Source organism: Martinezella miluonensis (genome assembly GCF_900094545.1).
GTDB classification, from domain to species: Bacteria; Pseudomonadota; Alphaproteobacteria; order Rhizobiales; family Rhizobiaceae; genus Rhizobium; species Rhizobium miluonense.
The window spans coordinates 55,920-75,138 of record NZ_FMAH01000001.1 but is presented as its reverse complement, the minus strand read 5'-3'; the positions used below and the strand labels follow the sequence as shown (position 1 = coordinate 75,138).

Below are 19,219 nucleotides of genomic sequence, written 5' to 3'. Positions count from 1 at the left end.
GCGTTACGCCTCCTCAGTTTGAAGAGAGCACCATGGACCAATAGGGCTTGTCACCGGAAGAGGGTGTATAGGCGAGAGCAACGCCAAGACCGTCATATTTGCCGAGCATGTTGTGCAAATGCTTCGGCGAGTTGATCCAGGCCGTCACGGCCGCATTCACGTCGCGCTGTCCCTCGGCAATGTTCTCTGCCGCTGGCAGCTTGACCCCGCTCGCCTTGACCCGCTTGCCGAAATCGTCGCCGATGCCGATCAGGTGTTCCATCTTGCCGGCATCCGCCATGCGGCGCGCCTGATAGACGGCGGCGGCACCGGCGGCGGTATCGATTTTCAGCGGCGGCAGGCCGTTCTTGGCCCGCAGCGCATTAACGAGCGGCAGGGCCGAGGCGGTCTGGTCGCTGGCGGGCGTTTTGGAAACGCGGGCGGGCGGCGTGGCACAGCTTGCGACGGATGCGGTGAGCGCAAGGGCGGCGAGGCGCAGCGTATCGCGGCGCGTGTAGTTCAGTGTCTGGGAGGTCATGTCAGCTGCGATAATTGAACAGGCGGAGGATGATGAAGATGGGAATGACGATGGTTGCGCCGATCAGCGCATAATCGCCGAACTCGCCGAGCGCAGCAAAACCGCTGTGCCAGAGGTCGAGCAGGAAGCGACGGACGCCATAGAAGAAATCGAGCGGCCGCCAGCCGAAGAACTTCATCACGAAGCCGACGACGAGCGATACGATAACGAGCTTCACCAGCGTGCGACCGGGCGAGTCGCCAAGGAATCTGTTCACCTGATCGGACATACTGACGTCTCCATGATGGCAGTCGGTGGTGTTGAGATAGGGCCGGGGCCTGCGACTCGCAAGCACTTTTGCCTGGCGTGCACCTCAAACAGGCGACTGCCTGAAATAGGACTTGAGTTTTTTTATGGCCGCGTTCAAAGCCGAGCGTCAAACAGGATGAAACCGATGCCGCCAAGCCAGCTTTCCTCCGGCGATGTCATTGCCGACCGCCGCGCCGACTACGCGAAGATGCTTGCCGAAAGCGGAGAGCCTGCAAGCGCCGCCGAACTCATGGAGCAGGCGCTGGAGCTGGTGCCACGCTGGGCGGCGGGCTGGTTTACGCTTGCGACCTATCGCGAGAAGGCCGGCGACGTGGCGGGCGCGATCGCCGCGCTGAATGAGGTGCTGACGCTTGATGCGGGCGATGTCTTCGGTGCCCGCCTGAAGCTTGCCGTTCTCGGTGGCACCGAACAGCCGGACCGACCGCCGAGCCTCTATGTCGAGCGGCTGTTCGACGATTACGCCGATCGCTTCGAAACCTCGCTTGTCGAAAAGCTCGGCTATAGCGTACCCGGCAAGCTTGCCGCTCTGATTGCCGAGACGGCCGACATTCTGAAACATTTCCGTCTCGCCGTCGACCTTGGCTGCGGAACGGGCCTGCTGGGGCCGGAAATCCGGGGCCGTGTCGATCGGCTCGAGGGCTACGACCTGTCGAAGGGCATGCTTGCCAGAGCGGCCGAGAAGAATGTCTACGACCATCTCGGCCAGGCCGATCTGTCTTTGGCGCCGGATCTGTCAGGCGTTTTCGACGCCGGCATGGCGTCGGGCCGTGCGGACCTGATCACTGCCGCCGACGTGCTGATGTATCTGGGCAATCTGCAAGGCGTGATGGTGATCGTGCGCGAGCTTTCGGCTGATGGCGCCGTCTTTGCCTTTTCGGTCGAGGATGCGCAGCAACAGGCAGAAGGCTATGTGCTGCGCGATTCTCTGCGCTTCGCACACTCGGAAGCCTATGTGCGGGAGATATTGGCCGATCACGGCTTTGCCGTGCAGGACCTAGCCCGTAGCGTCATTCGCATGGATGCCGGAAAACCGGTCCATGGCATTCTGTTCATTACCCGCAAATCGGCCTGACTATTCGAATCTTGCGAATTTAAAATAGGTCAGCATTGCTTACGTATTTTCGCTTGATTGTCGCCAGAGCTTTCAGCAGAAAGCTCCGGAAACACAGGAGAAAGCACATGGCGAACGCGAAGGCCACTTTTGGCGTCTGGAATACATCTGCGACCCGGCATTCATGGGTCGAGGACGTTCAGGGCATCATTTCCGGCAGCCTGATTTCGTCGCTGGGGCTATTCTGCCTTTCAAGTGCCGGCCTTTTGACCGGCAGCACTGCCGGCGTCGCTTTCCTGCTGCATTACGCAATTGGTGTGAATTTCGGCCTGGCCTTCTTCGTGGTCAATCTGCCGTTCTTCTATCTGTCGCTAAAGCAGCTCGGTCCCGCCTTTACCGTCAAGACCTTCATCGCCATTGCGCTGACGTCACTGCTTACCAACCTGCAGCCGCTCCTGTTCGATATCGCACATATCAATGCGCTCTGGTCAGGGATCCTCGGCGGCATCCTGCTCGGCTTCGGGTTGCTTGCACTCTATCGCCACCGCGCCAGCCTGGGCGGCGTCGGCATTCTGGGGATTTATGTGCAGGAGCGTTTCGGTATCAGGGCAGGGCTGGTGCAGCTTGCGATCGATCTATGCGTGCTCGCCGTCGCTTTCGCGGTGACCACGCCGACCGTGGTCATCTGCTCGGTGATCGGCGCAATCGCGCTCAATCTCTTCGTCGCGATCAATCATCGCTCGGATCGCTACATCGCCTTGTAAGTGGGCCTTGTAATCGGCGGTAGCCTTATTGCTTGCGGCTGGGATCCGTCTCGGTGAGCGCGGCTTCATGATACCAGCTATCGAATGCAGCCGACGCAATGCTCGGGCCGATGTCGGGCGTAAGGTTGACCTTCGGCCGCTGCTGGCTCACCGCCGTAGCGCGGGCCGTGACCGGAAACTGATAGATCTTTGCCGTTTCATGTCGAGCACTGATTGCCATTCGCCGTCTCTCCCTTTTGGTTTTCAAGCGGGCGCGCTTGAAGAGACAGCTCATATATAGCAAAGCCCAAAGCGAATATCATCATTCCGCTTAAAAAAAATGCTGAATGCTGAAATTATAGGCAATTTGGCGATGGCGGGATCGATGCCGCTTCTTTGGCCTGCCGGCTTTCCAAGCCATTCCAAAGCACGCGAGCCTGCGACATCTTGTCAGCTCGGCCGGAATGGTGCCTGCGATTTGAAAAGAATCCGACGGTTGGCACCCAGAAATCCGGCCTGAAAACGACCGAATCATAAAAAACTCACCTGGAGAGCCGCGTGTCCGTGCAATCTGGCACGGCAAATGCTTCTTCCTTGGCAGCCGTTCGTGGCGAGGAATTTTCCGGCAGCCGCGCCGGGCAAGTTTCCTGCTTTGCCTGATTAACTGTTATGAGGTGCGTAATGACGAAATATAAGCTCGAGTACATCTGGCTCGACGGGTACACCCCGGTACCAAACCTGCGCGGTAAAACGCAGATCAAGGAATTCGAAGCATTTCCGACGCTCGAGCAGCTTCCGCTTTGGGGCTTCGACGGTTCGTCGACGATGCAGGCCGAAGGCCGCAGCTCCGATTGCGTGCTGAAGCCCGTCGCCATCTATCCGGACCCGGCTCGTACGAACGGCGCGCTCGTCATGTGCGAAGTCATGATGCCGGATGGCGTCACGCCGCACGAATCCAACAGCCGCGCGACCATCCTCGATGACGAGGACGCATGGTTCGGCTTCGAGCAGGAATACTTCTTCTACAAGGACGGCCGTCCGCTCGGCTTCCCGGAATCCGGCTATCCGGCTCCGCAGGGCCCGTACTACACCGGCGTCGGCTACAAGAACGTCGGCGATGTCGCTCGCGAGATCGTTGAAGAGCATCTCGACCTTTGCCTCGAAGCAGGCATCAACCACGAAGGCATCAACGCCGAAGTGGCCAAGGGTCAGTGGGAATTCCAGATTTTCGGCAAGGGTTCCAAGAAGGCCGCCGACCAGATCTGGATGGCACGCTACCTGCTGCTGCGTCTGTGCGAAAAGTACGGCATCGACATCGAGTTCCATTGCAAGCCGCTCGGCGACACCGATTGGAACGGCTCGGGCATGCACTGCAACTTCTCGACCAAGTTCATGCGCGAAGTCGGCGGCAAGGCCTATTTCGAAGCGCTCATGGCTCAGTTCGACAAGAACCTGCACGACCACATTGCTGTCTACGGCCCGGACAACCACATGCGCCTGACCGGCAAGCATGAAACGGCTCCGTGGAACAAGTTCAGCTACGGCGTTGCCGACCGCGGTGCTTCGATCCGCGTTCCGCACTCGTTCATCAAGAACGATTACAAGGGCTACCTCGAAGATCGTCGTCCGAACTCTCAGGGCTGCCCCTACCAGATCGCTTCGCAGGTTCTGAAGACCATCTCGGAAGTTCCGACGGCTGGCTTCGCTTCGGAAGCTGCCTAAGTTCTGTGAGACTGGTACAAATAGAAAGCGCGGGATTTCGGTCCCGCGCTTTTTGCATTCTGATGGCCTGCTTCAAGCAGCCCTGTTTGCCGCATCGACCGGATGCTGCGAACGGAAGCCGACGGCAAGGCGGTTCCAGACATTGATCGTGGCGATCGCGACGGTGATCTTGACGATCTCCTCTTCGCTGAAATGCTGCTTCAGCGGCTCATAGTCGGAATCCGGTATGCCGGTCTGTGCGATCTTGGTCACCGAGTCGACCCAGCGCAGCAGGGCGCGTTCGCGGTCGTCGTAAACAGGCGATTCCCACCAGACGCACATCAGGTTGATCCATTGTTCGCTAAGGCCATCGTGCCGGGCTTCCTTCACATGCATGTCGACGCAGTAGGCGCAGCCGTTGATCTGCGAGGCGCGAAGCTTGATCAGGTGGATGAAGCGGCGTTCGAGGCCGCTGCTCTGAACGAAGTTCTCCAGTGCGACGACGGCCTTGTAGGAGTCAGGCGAAGCTTTGGCGAAGTTGAAACGGGGATGCATGGTCTTCTCCTTGGGTTCAGGTCTTAGGGTTCAGTTTTTGGTCTTGCGTTCATGAAGCTCGAGAAAGGCGCAGCCTCTCGCGGCTATTCCACCATCCGTGTCCGTCTGCCTAAGATCGGTCAGCACGTCGGCGATGCTCGTCTTGGCCAGTTCGGCCCGATAGACGCGTTCGGCAGCCAGCATGGCGGCATTGATGCCGCATGGCTTGGCAAAATAGCGCCCTTCCAGAGGGTTCGGGCCGCGCTGGCGGATTTCCGCGCAGCGAAAGGCGGGCGCCGGCCCTTCCGCCGCCAGCACGATATCGAGCAGGCTGATGTCCTCCGGCTTGCGCGCAAGCCGGTAGCCACCTTTCGGCCCCGGCACGGTATCGAGAATGCCGGCGCCCGAAAGCGCTTGCAGATGCTTCAGAAGATAGCTGACCGAGACGCCGTGAAATTCCGCAAGTGCCGCTGCCGAAAGCACTCCGCCATCGGACAGGCCCGCCAGCATGCCAACGCAATGGATGGATTGTTCGACGCCGTCTCCGAGCTTCATCTCTCTGCCTTTCTAATCATGGATATTTTTTATCCGTGATTACGATGCCCGTCAAGCCCTTTCTTTTTTCCGTAATTTGCCGCTAGGGTTTGGGCGTGGACCAGATTGACCCGAAGCATCCTCTCGCCCTGCCTGCACCCTTCACCCGCTGGTTTGCGGAAAAGGGCTGGCAGCCACGCGCCCATCAGCTCGAACTGCTTGCGCGCACTGAGGCCGGCGAAAGCACGCTGCTGATCGCGCCCACCGGCGCTGGCAAGACGCTCGCAGGCTTCCTGCCGTCGCTCACCGATCTCACTCGTCGCGGCAAGATCCCACCGGGCTCGGCCTTCACCGGCAGCCATACGCTCTACATCTCACCGCTGAAGGCGCTGGCCGTCGATATCGAGCGCAACCTGATGAAGCCCGTTTCCGAAATGGGCCTGCCGGTCTCCGTCGAGAACCGCACCGGCGATACGCCAAGCGGCAAGCGGCAGCGGCAGAAGCTCAATCCGCCCGATATTCTGCTGACGACGCCGGAGCAGGTGGCGCTGCTGCTCGCCAACCGCGAGGCCGAGCGCTTCTTCGAGGACCTGAAGTACATCGTCTTCGACGAGCTGCATTCGCTGGTCACCTCCAAGCGTGGCCATATGCTGTCGCTCGGCCTTGCCCGCATCCGCAAGCTCGCACCCGATGTGCAGACCATCGGCCTTTCGGCGACCGTGGCCGACCCCATGGACCTGCAGAAATGGCTTGTGGCGCAAGAGCAGGGGGAAGAGCACCATGCCGGCCTCGTCATCGTCGAGGGCGGCGCAAAGCCCGATATCTCGATCCTTGCGACGGAAGAGCGCATCCCCTGGTCCGGCCACTCCGCCAAATATGCGATCCCCGATATCTATCGCGAGCTGAAGGCGCATCGCACGACGCTGCTGTTCGTCAATACGCGCTCGCAGGCGGAAATGCTGTTTCAGGAGCTATGGTCGGCCAATGACGACAATCTGCCGATCGCGCTCCATCACGGCTCGCTCGATGTCGGCCAGCGCCGCAAGGTCGAGGCGGCCATGGCGGAGAACCGGTTGCGCGCCGTCGTCGCCACCTCGACACTCGATCTTGGCATCGACTGGGGCGATGTCGATCTCGTCATCCATGTCGGCGCGCCGAAGGGAGCAAGCCGGCTTGCCCAGCGCATCGGCCGCGCCAATCACCGCATGGACGAGCCGTCGAAGGCGATCCTGGTGCCGGCCAATCGCTTCGAGGTCATGGAGTGTCAGGCCGCTCTCGATGCCAATTATATCGGCGCGCAGGATACGCCGCCGATCGGCGCCGGCGCGCTCGATGTTCTCGCCCAGCATGTGCTCGGCATGGCGTGTGCCGAACCTTTCGACATGCTGGAGCTTTATGACGAGGTGCAGAGTGCCGCTCCCTATGCCGAGCTTTCCTGGGAGACCTTCGAGCGCATCGTCGATTTTGTCGCCACCGGCGGCTATGCGCTCAGAACCTATGAGCGCTATGCCCGCATCCGTAAGACGCCGGAAGGGCGCTGGCGCGTCTCCAATCCGCAGGTGGCGCAGCAATATCGCCTGAATCTCGGCACCATCGTTGAGGAGGCGATGCTGAATATCCGCATGGTCAAGCGCAATGCGCTGGGCTCGCTCGGAAGAGGCGGCGCGCCGCTCGGCAAGGTCGAGGAATATTTCGTCGAGCAGCTTTCGCCCGGCGATACCTTCCTCTTTTCCGGCAAGGTGCTGCGCTTCGAAGGCATCCGTGAGAGCGAATGCCTGGCGTCACAGGCCTTTTCGCTGGACCCGAAAATCCCCTCCTACGCCGGCGGCAAGTTTCCGCTTTCGACCTATCTTGCCGATCAGGTGAGGGCGATGATTGCCGATCCCCACCGGCGGCGTCGCCTACCGGATCAGGTGCGCGACTGGCTGGAAATCCAGAAAGAGAAGTCGTTGCTGCCGAAACGCAATGAGTTTCTGGTCGAGACCTTCCCGCGTGGCAGCCGTGCCTACCTGGTCGCCTATCCTTTCGAGGGGAGGCTCGCGCACCAGACGCTCGGCATGCTGTTGACCCGGCGGCTGGAGCGGGCAGGCGCCAAGCCCATGGGTTTCGTCGCCACCGATTATTCCCTCGGTATCTGGGGGTTGGAGGATATGGGGCTGATGATTGCCAACCGCCGCCTCAGCCTTGCCGATCTCTTTGATGAGGATATGCTCGGCGACGATCTCGAGGCCTGGCTCGACGAATCCTTCCTGCTGAAACGCACGTTCCGCAATTGCGCCGTGATTGCCGGTTTGATCGAGCGCCGGCATCCGGGGAAGGAAAAAACCGGCCGTCAGGTGACGGTCTCTGCCGATCTGATCTACGACGTGCTGCGCAGCCACGAGCCGGATCACATCTTATTGCAGGCAACGCGGCAGGATGCGGCGACGGGACTTTTGGATATTGGCCGTCTTGCGGATATGCTGAAGCGAATCAAAGGTCACATCACCCACCGGGCGCTGGATCATATTTCGCCACTCGCCGTGCCGGTGATGCTGGAAATCGGCAAGGTGCCGGTACCGGGCGAGGCTCACGATGTCCTGCTTGCGGAGGCCGCCGACGACCTGATCCGCGAGGCGATGGAATAAAGCGTGACGCCGTTTCGGGTAAGATCATGCGCAACAGATGAACGAGGATGGACTGAGGTGATCAACCGGCTGGCGCTGGCACGGAGCTTGAACTGCCAAGACAGCGGCGAATCTGCGCCCGCTGCGGGCGTCGAGACCATTGTTCACGGTGTCGCGGCCGTCTGCGATCCGCTTGGCGCGCTCTATCTGCCGGATGCTGGTATTCTCGTTGTCTCCGACTTGCATCTGGAAAAGGGGGCGGCCTTTGCCCGTCGCGGTATGTTGTTGCCGCCCTATGACACGCTGGCGACGCTGACCGTTCTCTCCGCCGTCATCTCCCGCTACGATCCGAAGCTCGTCGTGTCGCTCGGCGACAATTTCCATGATCGGGTCGGTTCGCAGCATTTGCCGGAAGAGTTTCGCAGCCTCATCGTCAACATGGCGCGTGGCCGCGAATGGATCTGGATCAACGGCAATCACGATCCGGATGGCACGGTCGACCTTCCCGGCCATTCCGTCGACGAGGTGCTTTATGGCGGGCTCACCTTCCGCCACGAACCGAAGGCGGGCCGGCAGGCTGGCGAAATCGCCGGCCACCTGCATCCTTCCGCCACCGTTCGCCGTCGTGAAAAGTCGGTGCGCCGCCCGTGCTTTGCGACGGATGGCGCCCGTCTGCTGATGCCGGCCTTCGGCGTGATGGCGGGCGGCCTCGATCTCCGCCACAAGGCGATGGCGGGTCTCTTCGAGCGGGAGAGCCTGATCGCTCATCTGCTCGGCCGCGACCGGATCTATTCCGTGCGGTTCGGTAACCTATCTGCCTAAGCTACGTTTGCGGGTACGTAACGCAGGACGACTGCCCCGGTCTTGAGGGCCGTGGAGTCGATGAGCTTCAACGGCCGCTGCGCCGTTGCCGGCTTGAAATGCGGATTGCCTGATCCCAGCACGACGGGAACAAGGCAGATGCGGATCTCGTCCACCAGATCAGCCTTGAGCAGCACATCCGTCACCTCGGCGCTGCCGAAGACGAACATGGTCTTGCCGGGTTCTTCCTTCAGCGTCTTCACTTCCGCGGCAATGTCGCCGACGACGCGGGTATTATTCCAATCCGCCTTGTCGAGCGTCCGCGAGGCGGCGATCTTGGCGATGCCGTTCATGTAGGCGGCGATGGCGGGCGTTTCCGTTGCGGTCGACCAGTAGGCGGCCATGCCTTCATAGGTCTTGCGGCCGAAGATCAGCAGATCGCCTTCCTTGCCGAGGTCTGTCGCATAGCGCTCCAGCTCGTCGCCCCATGCGAGCATGTGAAAATCGAGATCCCAGGGCTTGGTTCCCTCGAAATAGCCGTCAAGCGTCATGAGATTCCAGACAACAAGCTTTCTCATCATTTCCTCCGTGGCAAACTGTTTCACAAATGAAACTGGTTACTAAAAGCAAGCGGTTGATTGCTAGCTACACCGATGGCAAAATGCAAGCAGTTTTTGGAGATCATTATGGACGCATCACATCGTTCCGGCTGCCCGATCAATCTGACGCTGGAAATTCTCGGGGATCGCTGGAGCCTGATCGTCATCAGAGACATCATGTTCGGCAATCGCCGTCACTTTCGCGAGCTGCTGCAAAATTCGGAGGAGGGGATCGCCTCCAACATCCTTGCCGACCGCCTGAAGCGGCTGGTCGAGCGCGGCTTGCTGACGCGCGCGGACGATCCCACTCACAAGCAGAAGGCCGTCTATAGCTTGACCGAAATGGCGATCGACCTCGTGCCGCTCTTCGCCCATATGGGCGCTTGGGGCCGCAAGCATCTGGCGGTATCGGAAGAACTGTCGATCCGGGCCGAACTGCTGGAGAATGGTGGCTCGAACCTATGGGAGGATTTCATGGAGGAGCTGCGCGCCAAGCATCTCGGCAAGGTGCTGCCGCCGGGCACGCCCTCCGTCCTCGGTCGATTGACCGAAGCCTATCTCGAAGTCGTCAATCGCAAGAAGAACGGCTGATCAGTTTTTCCGGAACATGAAGCTGGCTCCCCATCCCGTAGCCAGGGCCAGCAACACGGAAAATACGCCATAGGCGATCGGCTGCTGATGCGCCGCATCCGTGATCATCTGCTCTATGCCGGTCTTGATGACGCGCAAAGGCAAAGCCTTCTCGCCGATGAACTTTCCGCTCTTGAAGAGATAGGCGCGAACGGTGTGCACGCCGTTCGGCACGTCGGCAGGAATTCTGAGCGTCGCCTTGAAAAGCGAGGAGCTGACGAAGCGCACGCCCGCCGGATCGCTTTCGTAAAGCCCGCCTGATGCCTGCAGCCGCCGGAAGGCTTGCCGGAACTCCGGGACGTCGCCGACATTGCCGACGAAGCCGACCGGGGTGAGGGGTATATGGTCGACGCCGATGCCGCGGTCGCTGAGTTCCAGCGGCGCGGTGATGTTGTCTACGGCGCGCGTGCTCGATAGCGAATAGGCCTGCGGCACATGCTCGAACGTCATCGAGCGGGTATTGACCCAGATGCCGAAGACACGCTGCTTCTTGCGCACCGTCGCATTTTCGCGTGGCCCCTCCAGCACGACGACGATGTCATATTGGCCGATCGCCAGAAGCAGCTGGTCGGTGTTGGAAAGCGCGCCGAAAATTGTCAGATCGGCGCCGGTGAAGTCCGAGGTGATGGCGATCTCGCTGGTCGATGTGCCGATTTCCATCGTCTCGCGCGCGGTCGTCGAGGTTGTCGGCTGATCGAGCAGCACCTGCGCTTGTGCGGCGATCGGCGCAAGCAGCAAGGTCGCGGCAATGAGCAGCCCAAAACCTTTCATCGGCTGACCCCTTCCATGACGATAGAATAGACGTCCGCCGGCGTGACCACGAGAGCGATCGCCAGACGAAGCCCAACGGCAAGGACGAGGAGACCGAGCAGGGCGCGAAGCTGCTCGCCGCGGAGCTTCTGGCCGACACGAACGCCATATTGAGCGCCAACGACGCCTGCCACCATCAGCAGGAAAGCCAGGATAATATCGACGGAATAATTGGTGGCCGCCTGCACGATCGTGGTGAAGGCCGTCACGAAAATGACCTGAAACAGCGAGGTGCCGACGACGACGTTCGTCGGAACGCGCAGCAGATAGATCATGGCCGGCACGAGGATGAAGCCGCCGCCGATACCCATCGGCGTCAGCATGCCAACGAAGAAGCCGAGGCCGATGACCGGAATGGCGCTGAGATAAAGCTTGGATTTCTTGAAGCGCAGCTTCAGCGGCAGGCGCTGCACCCAATTGTGATGGCGCAGCTTGCCGCTCGCCGGCGGCAGCTTGCCCGCAGCCCGGCGCATGGCGCGCACGCTTTCCCAGAGCATGAGCGTTCCAACGGTGCCGAGCAAGAGCACGTAGATCAAGGAGATGATCAGGTCGATCTGCCCGAGCCTGCGCAACAGCACGAACAGCCAGAGGCCGAATGTCGCGCCCGCCAGGCCGCCGGCAAGCAGGATCGTGCCCAGTTTCAGGTCGAGCGAGCCGCGGCGAAAATGCGTGAGCGCTCCCGACACCGAGGAGGCGACAACCTGGTTGGAGCCGGTGGCAACAGCGACGACCGGGGGAATGTTGTAGAAGATGAGGAGCGGCGTGATCAGGAAGCCACCGCCGACACCGAACATGCCGGAGAGGAACCCTACGGCTGCGCCCATGCCGAGAATGATGAGGATATTCACCGACAGTTCTGCGATCGGCAGATAGATCGTCACGCGCTGTTCCCACTTGCAGGCATTCCGGCACGATGATCGGAGCCTGAACCATTTTCCCCTTTTAAGCGGCGAATTCTAATCTGCAATCATTGCCAGAGCCTTAGGAAAAGCTCCGTGGCGTCAGTTTTAGAATTGCTCGTGCCACTCTAGCGCGGCTTTTTCCGCTTTTCTGTGACGGCGATATGCCGGAAGGGCAAGGTGCGTGCGGCCTGCGGCTGCGCGCATCGAACCTCCGCAAAACAAAAGCACGCCGCCGTGGTAACGCCAGCGTGCTGCTATTCTGAATTCCGAAGGAACAGCAAGGTCTACTTGTTGCGGGCCAGAAGCTCCTTGACGACCTGATCCGTTACCCGTCCATCCGACGGCAGGCCGACGGATTTCTGAAAGCTCTTCAGTGCCGCAACTGTCTTGTCACCCATCGCACCATCAGGTGCGCCGGCATCGAAGCCATTTTTGTTGAGGATGGCCTGGATGTTGCGGATGGCCTTCTTCATGTCGATGGAAGCCGTGTTCACGCCCTTGCCGGTCGTCCATTCATCGGGAACGTCCGTGCCGTTGGCCTTGGGATCGGCCGGCTGGGCCTTCCAGAGATCGACCTTGGCGCGCGCACCTTCGAGATCGGCCGGCTTCATGGCGTTGGCGACTTCGTCGCGCTTCTGCGCGGCGTCCTTGTCGCCGCTCTTGGCGGCGATCGCAAACCACCTGTAGGACTCCTGCAGATCCTGCTTCACGCCGTTGCCACGGGCGTAGAGGATCGCAAGGTTGAACTGGCTGTCGGAGACGCCGAGATTGGCGGCGCGCGTGAACCAGTTTGCAGCGGAGTCGTAATCCTGTTGGCCGGCTGCGCCCGAGGCGTAGAGGACGGCGAGGTTATGCATGGCGCTGGCGTTGCCCTGATTGGCGGCCTGCTCGTAATTTTCCTTGGCCTTGATGAGATTGCGGTCGATGCCGTTGCCCTTCTCGTACATGCTAGCAAGCCGGTACTGTGCCGGCGCGTAACCCTTGTCGGCCGAAAGCCGGTACCAGCTTGCCGCCTGCTTCAGATCCGTCGCGACATTGCGGCCATCGGTGTAGCGCGCGCCGATCTCGAAGAGCGCAACGGGGTCGCCCGACTTGGCTGCGGCGGCGAGCGATGGCGGCTGGATGCCGTCAGGCACCTGGATATCTGCTGCTGCCGGAGCCGCGAGGGATACTTTGTCGGTGGGGGCGATAGCTGCGGTCTGCTGTGCAGGAGCTTCGCTGGTCGCCGGAATTTCCGTAGCGCCCTGATTGCCGTCGAGCGGAGCCGCCGCTGCAGGGTGGTCGTCGGTTGGCGCAGGCGTCGGATTGCCAGGTGCCGCTGCGGGCTGAACCTCTGTCGCATTCGTCGCGGTGGCCGCCGGCGTTGCGGTCTGGCCCGCGCCGGGCAGCTGATTGTTGCCGGCCGCGTTGGCGGTGGCGGCGACACTGTTGGTCGCGGCGCTGTCTGCCGGTGCAACCTGGGTCGAAATCTGCGCCGGCTGCGGCGCCTTCTGGCCGCGCGTCAGAGTGTTGACCAGCGGGAAAGCCATGATCGCCAGCAGCGCAGCGCCAATCGCGAGCAGGATCGGGCGGCGGAAGCGCGAAAATGCTCCGCCCGTCTTTGCATCCTTCTTGGAGGATGGTGCGGTGCCGCGCTGCGCTTGATCGACTTCTACTGCCGCAGCCTGTGCGGCGCGGCGGGCGGCTGCGATATAGTCGGCGCGCTCGTTCTCGGTCGGCTGGCGGCCGCCGCGAGCGGAGGTCTGGCTGGCGCGCACTCGCTCCAGGATCCTCTTGATGTCGGGTGCGCCGGAGCCAGGCTCCAGCAGCTCGTTGGCTTCTTCAGCCGGCATCATGTCGGCGGGATCGATCGATGGCGCCTGTTCGATCACGGGGCGGTCCGGCAGGAAGATCGGCTCGGCCTTTTCCGGCGTGAAGAGACGCTTGCCGAGGCTGGCGAGAAGGCCAGCCCTCGAACCGCTCTTCTTGGCGGCAGCCTTGATTTCCGCCTTGGTATTGGCATCGATTGCCTGCGCGACAACGGTTTCGGAATCGGCGGCAGACTCTGCGGGCGCAACCGTGCGGATGATCGGGCCTGCCTTCTGCGGCGCTGCCATCGGCGGCCTGATGGCCGGGGCATCTTCTTGCGCGAAGACGTCGCTTTTGAAGGTCGCTGCGGGCATGGCCGGTGCCGGCCGGCGATGTTCCATGTGGTCGAGCCGGTCAGCGATTTGCAGCAGCGTGTCGTGCAGCGCCTCGAAGGTGCGATGCGTACGCTCGTCGCTGGCGCGGCTGAGATCTTCAAGATGGCGCAGGTCTTCGGCGAGCGCCGTCAGTGCCGCCATGTCGCCAGGCCGCACCCCGCTGACCATTCCGCCGTCACGCGAATAGGCCTCGACGACGGTTTCCGCCGCATGGCGTGCCGCCTCGATGATGTATTCGTCGTTGGTCGCCATATAGTCTTCGATGGCGCCCATCCGCCGATCGAAATCGACGGGAAAATGGTCGGCCGCCGCGCGGGGCTCGTTGGTGAGCAGAGTGGACAGATGGGCGATCTGCTCTTCGAGGCTGCGCATCGCCTGCATATCCGTCGGCGGTGCTGCGGTGCTGGCTTCCAGCCGTGCCGCTATGTCGGAGAGGCGGCCTTCCAGCCGGCGCGCGGCGCTGTCGTCAAGGCTTGCGGCCGGAACGGGCGGATGGAAATCCATCTCGTCGATGCGGCGGGCGAGGTAGTCCAGGCGGTCCGCCAGGACGTTGCCGACCGAACCGTGTTCCAGCGCATCGATCTTGTGGGAGATATCGGCAAGATAAGTGACGAGTTCGGGCTGCGGCGCCGCCTTCTGCGAGCGCTCCATCAGATGCGAGAGTTGGTCCAGGCGCTCCTCGAGGCGGGCGACGGCCTTGGCGCTGCCCAGCTCGTCGATGCGCATGGAGAGCGCTTCGAGACGGCCGGAGAGATCGTCGGCAGGCTGGCGTCGAGCCGCGTCGCTGCTCATCACGTCGATCTGGTCGGCAAGACCGCTGAGTCGTCCTTCGAGCCGCTGCATCGCCTGGTCCTGCGGCTGCATCATGGAGCCGAGGCTTTCCATCGCGGTCGCAATCGTCAGCAGCTTGTTTTCCAGCGCATGCACCGCGGGGCTGTCATTCATGCCGCCGAGGTGCTGCTTGATATCGTCGAGGCGATAGGCGAGCGAAACGAGCTCGTCCTGCAGGCCGGTGGTGTCGATCGCCTTCACCTGGCGCCCGACATGGTGGAGGGACTCCTCGCGGGCAAGGCCATCCATCAGCGAGCGCAGCTCGTCGAACTCGGCCTTCAGGCCGGCCGTCTCAGGCTGCCCGGTAAGCTGATTGATGCTGTCGGCAAGCCGCGCCATATCCTCGCGAACGTCGGCTGCGAAATGCCTGTCGTTCGTGTTCTCGCGGATATCGCGAATTTCGGCGCGCAGCGAGTTCACTTCGCGGGTCACGCTGTCGGCGATATCGCGCTTCAGATCCTGGCGAAGATTGACGAGCGCCTGAGCGATGTCGACGGAATTTTCAGCGGTCGGCCGTTGCGGCTGGCGCTGGCTATAGGGATCGAGCGGACGACGAACCGGCTGCGGTTCGGACTGCGGGATTTCTTCGCGGCGGGAAAGCAGCCGCTCGCGGTTTGCCTCGAGCGCGCGCTGGCGTTGGCGGATTTCTACAAGCGGATCGGGGCAGACGTCGTTCTCCTGGCGCTCGGAGCGCAGCGGACGCTCATAGGGCCGGCTGGCTGGGTATTCGCGTTCGGGGCGCGGCGGCATGCGCTCCGGCGGAGCAGTGCGCTCGGGAACGGCACCATAGCCGGCAGCGACGCGCTGGTGCGTATCGCGCGAGGCGGCGGTGCCCATCAATCCCTCGATGCGCGCTTCCAGCCCCTCGATTGTGCGGCTCAGAGCATCCAGCGACGTCCAGTCGCCCGTGCTGGTAGGATTTGATCGCGATCCGCTCATATCTTTTGCTCGCCTCGAACTATGACCACCCAGGTCACCATGTTGACGGAAGAAAGACGTTGCGACATTGCCGCGCTGCCCGGATCCCGCCGTTCGGAAAGGGATAAATGTATTGGCTTTCCTTAAACAGAGCCGCAAAGACAGCGCGTCATCAAAGGATAAGTTGAAGAAACGCGAAGCACCGCTGCTCAACTCGTACAATTTACGAAACGTGGTAAACAACTCGTTAAGTTTATCGGAAGTCTTAACCTTTTATTTCGGTTCTGCTGTCGGATGCCCCGATATTCTTATGGGGCAAACCCCGGAAGGTCTTTGGAAACGCTGCGTTCCGTTCGTGCCGATCGAAGCGCCGTTCCATCGCTTCGCCAAAAATTCGGTGCGATACAAATTTGACGTTTACGCAAACGTCAATATTTTGTAAGAGTAACCGCAGTGACCGGAATCTGAGGTCCGGCGGCGAATTGGAGGAATTCGAAAGATGCCAGTCTACAAGGCCCCCGTGAACGATACGCTCTTCGTCCTGAACGATGTGCTCGGGGTGGAGCGCTACAACAACCTGCCCGGCTACGCGGACGCCACGCCCGACATGATCGAGGCGATCGTCGGCGAGGCGGCCAAGTTGTCGGAAGAAGTGCTCTTCCCGCTCAATTATTCGGGCGATCAGGAAGGTTGCGTGCGCCACGACGACGGCACCGTCTCGACGCCGAAGGGCTTCAAGGAAGCCTATCGCGCCTATCGCGAAGGCGGCTGGCTGGGTCTGGCGGTGCCGGAGGAATTCGGCGGGCAGGGGCTTCCCTATGTGCTGCACTGCGCCGTCGGCGAGTATACCTCTGCCGCCAATATGTCGCTGATGATGTATCCGGGCCTGACGCAGGGCGCGATCGCCGCCATCCTCGTGCATGGTACCGACGCGCAGAAGCAGACCTATCTGCCGAAGATGGTCGAGGGCATCTGGTCCGGCACCATGAACCTCACCGAGCCGCATTGCGGCACCGATCTTGGCCTGCTGCGCGCCAAGGCCGTGCCGCAAGCCGATGGCAGCTACAAGATTTCCGGCCAGAAGATCTTTATTTCCGCCGGCGAACACGACATGACGGATAATATTGTCCATCTCGTCCTTGCCCGCATCGAAGGTGCGCCTGAAGGCACCAAGGGCATCTCGCTGTTCATCGTGCCGAAGTTCCTCGTCAGGGAAGATGGCTCGCTTGGCGCGCGCAACCCGGTCTCCTGCGGTGCGATCGAGCACAAGATGGGCATTCACGGCAACGCGACCTGCGTGATGAACTATGACGAGGCCACCGGCTTCCTGATCGGCGCCGAGAACAAGGGCCTCAACGCCATGTTCGTCATGATGAACGAGGCGCGCCTCGGCGTCGGCCTGCAGGGTCTCTCTATTGCCGAGATCGCCTATCAGAACGCAGCAAACTACGCCCGCGAGCGCATCCAGGGCCGCTCGCTCTCCGGCCCCAAGGCGCCGGACAAAAAGGCTGATCCGATCATCGTCCATCCCGATATCCGCCGCTCGCTGATGACCATTCGCGCCTTCAACGAAGCCGGCCGTGCCTTCCTGCTGTGGACGGCGCTGAAGTCGGATATCGCCCATCGCTCCCCGGACGAGAAGGACCGCCAGGCAGCCGACGATATCCTTGGTCTGGCAACGCCGATTCTCAAGGGCGTCATGACCGATAAGGGCTTCGAACATGCCGTCATGGCGCAGCAGGTCTTCGGCGGTCACGGCTATATCGAAGAGCATGGCATGAGCCAGTATGTCCGCGATGCCCGCATCTCCATGATCTATGAGGGCGCCAACGGCATCCAGGCGCTCGATCTCGTCGGTCGCAAGCTGGCGCTGAACGGCGGCCGCGCCGTCATGGCTCTGTTCAAGGAGATCGGCGATTTCTGCGAGGAGAACCGCAACGACGAGCAGATGGCCTTCTTCACCAAGCATCTGAAGAAGGGCTTGAACGATGTGCAGGCCTCAACCATGTGGTTCATGCAGAACGCCATGGCCAAGCCCGACAATGCGGGTGCCGGCTCGACCGACTACATGCACCTCTTCGGTCTCGTCGTCCTCGGCTATATGTGGGCGAAGATGGCGAAGGCGGCGCAGACAGGCCTTGCGGGCGGCGACGGCGCGCGCGAGGATTATCTGAAGAACAAGCTTGTCACGGCGCGGTTCTATATGGAGCGCATCATGCCGGAAACGGCATTGCGCAAGGCCCGCATCGAAACCGGCGCCGACACGATGATGGAACTGGCTGCGGAAGCCTTTTGAGCAGGGCGGCGCTTGCCGCTGCAGGGAGATGAGACATGACCGAGGTTTTCATTTACGACCATGTGCGCACGCCGCGCGGGCGCGGCAAGAAGGATGGATCGCTGCACGAGGTGCCGTCCGTGCGACTTGCGGCCAAGGCGCTGGAAGCACTCCGCGACCGCAACGGCCTCGACACCGAAACCGTTGACGACATCATCATGGGCTGCGTCGATCCGGTCATGGAAGCCGGCGCCGTCATCCCGAGGGGTGCCGCTTTCGAAGCCGGTTATTCCACCAAGGCGCCCGGCATGCAGATCTCGCGCTTCTGCGCCTCCGGTCTCGATGCCGTGAATTTCGGTGCGGCCAAGATCGCGCAGGGTGCTGATGACATCGTCATCGCCGGCGGCGTCGAAAGCATGTCGCGCGTCGGTCTCGGCATGTCCGGCGGTGCCTGGTTCATGGACCCCTCCGTCAATTTCCCGGCCTATTTCATGCCGCAGGGCGTCTCGGCCGATCTCATTGCCACCAAATACGGCTTCTCGCGCGATGATGTCGATGCCTATGCCGTTGAAAGCCAGAAGCGCGCAGCTCATGCCTGGGAGAAGGGCTATTTCAAGAATTCCGTCATTCCGGTGAAGGATATCAACGGCCTGACCATTCTCGATCGCGACGAGCACATGCGCCCCGGCACTGACATGCAGGCGTTGGCTTCGCTCAATCCCTCGTTTCAGCTGCCCGGCGAGATGGGCGGCTTCGAAGCCGTCGGCATTCAGGCGCACCCGGAAGTGGAACGCATCAACTACGTGCATCATGCCGGCAATTCCTCCGGCATCGTCGACGGCGCTGCCGCCGTGCTGCTCGGTTCCAAGGCTGGCGGCGAGAGCATGGGTCTGAAGCCGCGCGGCCGCATCAGGGCCTTTGCCAATATCGGCTCCGACCCGGCGCTGATGCTGACCGGCCCGGTGGACGTCACCGAAAAGCTCTTGAAGCGCAGCGGCCTGACGCTTGCAGACATCGATCTATTCGAGCTCAACGAAGCCTTCGCCGCCGTCGTGCTGCGCTACATGCAGGCCTTCGACATCGAGCATGACAAGATCAACGTCAATGGTGGCGCTATCGCCATGGGCCATCCGCTCGGCGCAACCGGCGCGATGATCCTCGGTACAGTGCTGGACGAGCTGGAGCGCCGCGACCTCAATACCGCGCTGGTGACGCTCTGCATCGGTGCCGGCATGGGCACGGCCACGATCATCGAACGCGTCTGAGGAGGGAAAA

Annotated in this window: 18 protein-coding genes; 9 read left to right on the top strand and 9 right to left on the bottom strand. The window is 61.5% G+C overall.

The window, feature by feature from the left end:
* Positions 1–13: 13 nt before the first annotated feature.
* Positions 14–517: a CAP domain-containing protein gene (locus GA0061102_RS00360; protein ID WP_092842979.1), complete on the bottom strand. Its 504-nt coding sequence runs from the start codon at positions 515–517 to the stop codon at positions 14–16.
* Between the two features lies 1 nt (position 518).
* The gene (locus GA0061102_RS00355; protein ID WP_092842977.1) at positions 519–785 is read right to left on the bottom strand and encodes a DUF6460 domain-containing protein; all 267 of its coding nucleotides are present in this window, start codon (positions 783–785) and stop codon (positions 519–521) included.
* Positions 786–950: 165 nt separating this feature from the next.
* Between GA0061102_RS00355 and GA0061102_RS00350 the strand changes: the two genes are divergently transcribed.
* On the top strand, positions 951–1,898 hold the full coding sequence (locus GA0061102_RS00350; RefSeq protein ID WP_092842975.1) for a class I SAM-dependent methyltransferase: 948 nt from the start codon (positions 951–953) through the stop codon (positions 1,896–1,898).
* 107 nt (positions 1,899–2,005) lie between these two features.
* The gene (locus tag GA0061102_RS00345; protein ID WP_092842973.1) at positions 2,006–2,641 is read left to right on the top strand and encodes a YitT family protein; all 636 of its coding nucleotides are present in this window, start codon (positions 2,006–2,008) and stop codon (positions 2,639–2,641) included.
* Between the two features lie 25 nt (positions 2,642–2,666).
* Here GA0061102_RS00345 and GA0061102_RS00340 read toward each other — a convergent pair whose 3' ends face one another.
* Entirely contained in the window at positions 2,667–2,861 is a 195-nt protein-coding gene (locus tag GA0061102_RS00340) for a DUF2735 domain-containing protein (protein WP_092842971.1), read from the bottom strand.
* A 440-nt stretch (positions 2,862–3,301) separates the two neighbouring features.
* Here GA0061102_RS00340 and GA0061102_RS00335 point away from each other — a divergent pair, with 440 nt between their 5' ends.
* Entirely contained in the window at positions 3,302–4,342 is a 1,041-nt protein-coding gene (locus tag GA0061102_RS00335) for a glutamine synthetase beta-grasp domain-containing protein (protein ID WP_092842969.1), read from the top strand.
* A 72-nt stretch (positions 4,343–4,414) separates the two neighbouring features.
* Here GA0061102_RS00335 and GA0061102_RS00330 read toward each other — a convergent pair whose 3' ends face one another.
* Positions 4,415–4,876, bottom strand: a complete 462-nt coding sequence (locus tag GA0061102_RS00330; protein WP_092842967.1) for a carboxymuconolactone decarboxylase family protein — start codon at positions 4,874–4,876, stop codon at positions 4,415–4,417.
* Between the two features lie 30 nt (positions 4,877–4,906).
* Complete coding sequence (locus GA0061102_RS00325; protein WP_092842965.1) at positions 4,907–5,410, bottom strand: RrF2 family transcriptional regulator; 504 nt, start codon at positions 5,408–5,410, stop codon at positions 4,907–4,909.
* 95 nt (positions 5,411–5,505) lie between these two features.
* On the opposite strand from GA0061102_RS00325, the gene GA0061102_RS00320 reads away from it, so the two are divergent.
* Together GA0061102_RS00320 and pdeM are read left to right on the top strand one after the other, a co-directional pair.
* Positions 5,506–8,016 carry a ligase-associated DNA damage response DEXH box helicase gene (locus tag GA0061102_RS00320; protein ID WP_092843640.1) on the top strand — a complete coding sequence of 837 codons (2,511 nt, stop codon included), beginning with the start codon at positions 5,506–5,508 and terminating at the stop codon, positions 8,014–8,016.
* Between the two features lie 60 nt (positions 8,017–8,076).
* Positions 8,077–8,817 carry a ligase-associated DNA damage response endonuclease PdeM gene (gene pdeM, locus GA0061102_RS00315; RefSeq protein WP_425348505.1) on the top strand — a complete coding sequence of 247 codons (741 nt, stop codon included), beginning with the start codon at positions 8,077–8,079 and terminating at the stop codon, positions 8,815–8,817.
* On the opposite strand, the gene GA0061102_RS00310 is transcribed toward pdeM, so the two are convergent.
* Positions 8,814–9,374, bottom strand: coding sequence for a dihydrofolate reductase family protein (locus GA0061102_RS00310; RefSeq protein WP_092842963.1), 561 nt, complete (start codon positions 9,372–9,374; stop codon positions 8,814–8,816). The two genes, pdeM and GA0061102_RS00310, sit on opposite strands and share 4 nt — an antisense overlap.
* 108 nt (positions 9,375–9,482) lie before the next feature.
* Between GA0061102_RS00310 and GA0061102_RS00305 the strand changes: the two genes are divergently transcribed.
* Positions 9,483–9,986 carry a winged helix-turn-helix transcriptional regulator gene (locus tag GA0061102_RS00305; protein ID WP_092842961.1) on the top strand — a complete coding sequence of 168 codons (504 nt, stop codon included), beginning with the start codon at positions 9,483–9,485 and terminating at the stop codon, positions 9,984–9,986.
* Here GA0061102_RS00305 and GA0061102_RS00300 read toward each other — a convergent pair whose 3' ends face one another.
* From GA0061102_RS00300 to GA0061102_RS00290, 3 genes are all read right to left on the bottom strand, one after another.
* Positions 9,987–10,796 carry a TIGR02186 family protein gene (locus GA0061102_RS00300; RefSeq protein WP_092842959.1) on the bottom strand — a complete coding sequence of 270 codons (810 nt, stop codon included), beginning with the start codon at positions 10,794–10,796 and terminating at the stop codon, positions 9,987–9,989.
* Positions 10,793–11,716, bottom strand: coding sequence for a sulfite exporter TauE/SafE family protein (locus GA0061102_RS00295; protein WP_092842957.1), 924 nt, complete (start codon positions 11,714–11,716; stop codon positions 10,793–10,795). The genes GA0061102_RS00300 and GA0061102_RS00295 overlap by 4 nt, the downstream gene beginning before the upstream one ends.
* Positions 11,717–12,021: 305 nt before the next feature.
* Positions 12,022–15,690, bottom strand: coding sequence for an SEL1-like repeat protein (locus GA0061102_RS00290; RefSeq protein ID WP_092842955.1), 3,669 nt, complete (start codon positions 15,688–15,690; stop codon positions 12,022–12,024).
* A 112-nt stretch (positions 15,691–15,802) separates the two neighbouring features.
* Here GA0061102_RS00290 and GA0061102_RS32470 point away from each other — a divergent pair, with 112 nt between their 5' ends.
* From GA0061102_RS32470 to GA0061102_RS00280, 3 genes are read left to right on the top strand one after another with little or no spacing between them, the layout of a single operon-like run.
* Positions 15,803–16,111: a hypothetical protein gene (locus GA0061102_RS32470; protein ID WP_139115009.1), complete on the top strand. Its 309-nt coding sequence runs from the start codon at positions 15,803–15,805 to the stop codon at positions 16,109–16,111.
* Positions 16,112–16,168: 57 nt separating this feature from the next.
* Entirely contained in the window at positions 16,169–17,965 is a 1,797-nt protein-coding gene (locus GA0061102_RS00285; protein WP_092842953.1) for an acyl-CoA dehydrogenase C-terminal domain-containing protein, read from the top strand.
* Between the two features lie 35 nt (positions 17,966–18,000).
* Complete coding sequence (locus GA0061102_RS00280; RefSeq protein WP_092842951.1) at positions 18,001–19,209, top strand: acetyl-CoA C-acetyltransferase; 1,209 nt, start codon at positions 18,001–18,003, stop codon at positions 19,207–19,209.
* Positions 19,210–19,219: the final 10 nt, after the last annotated feature.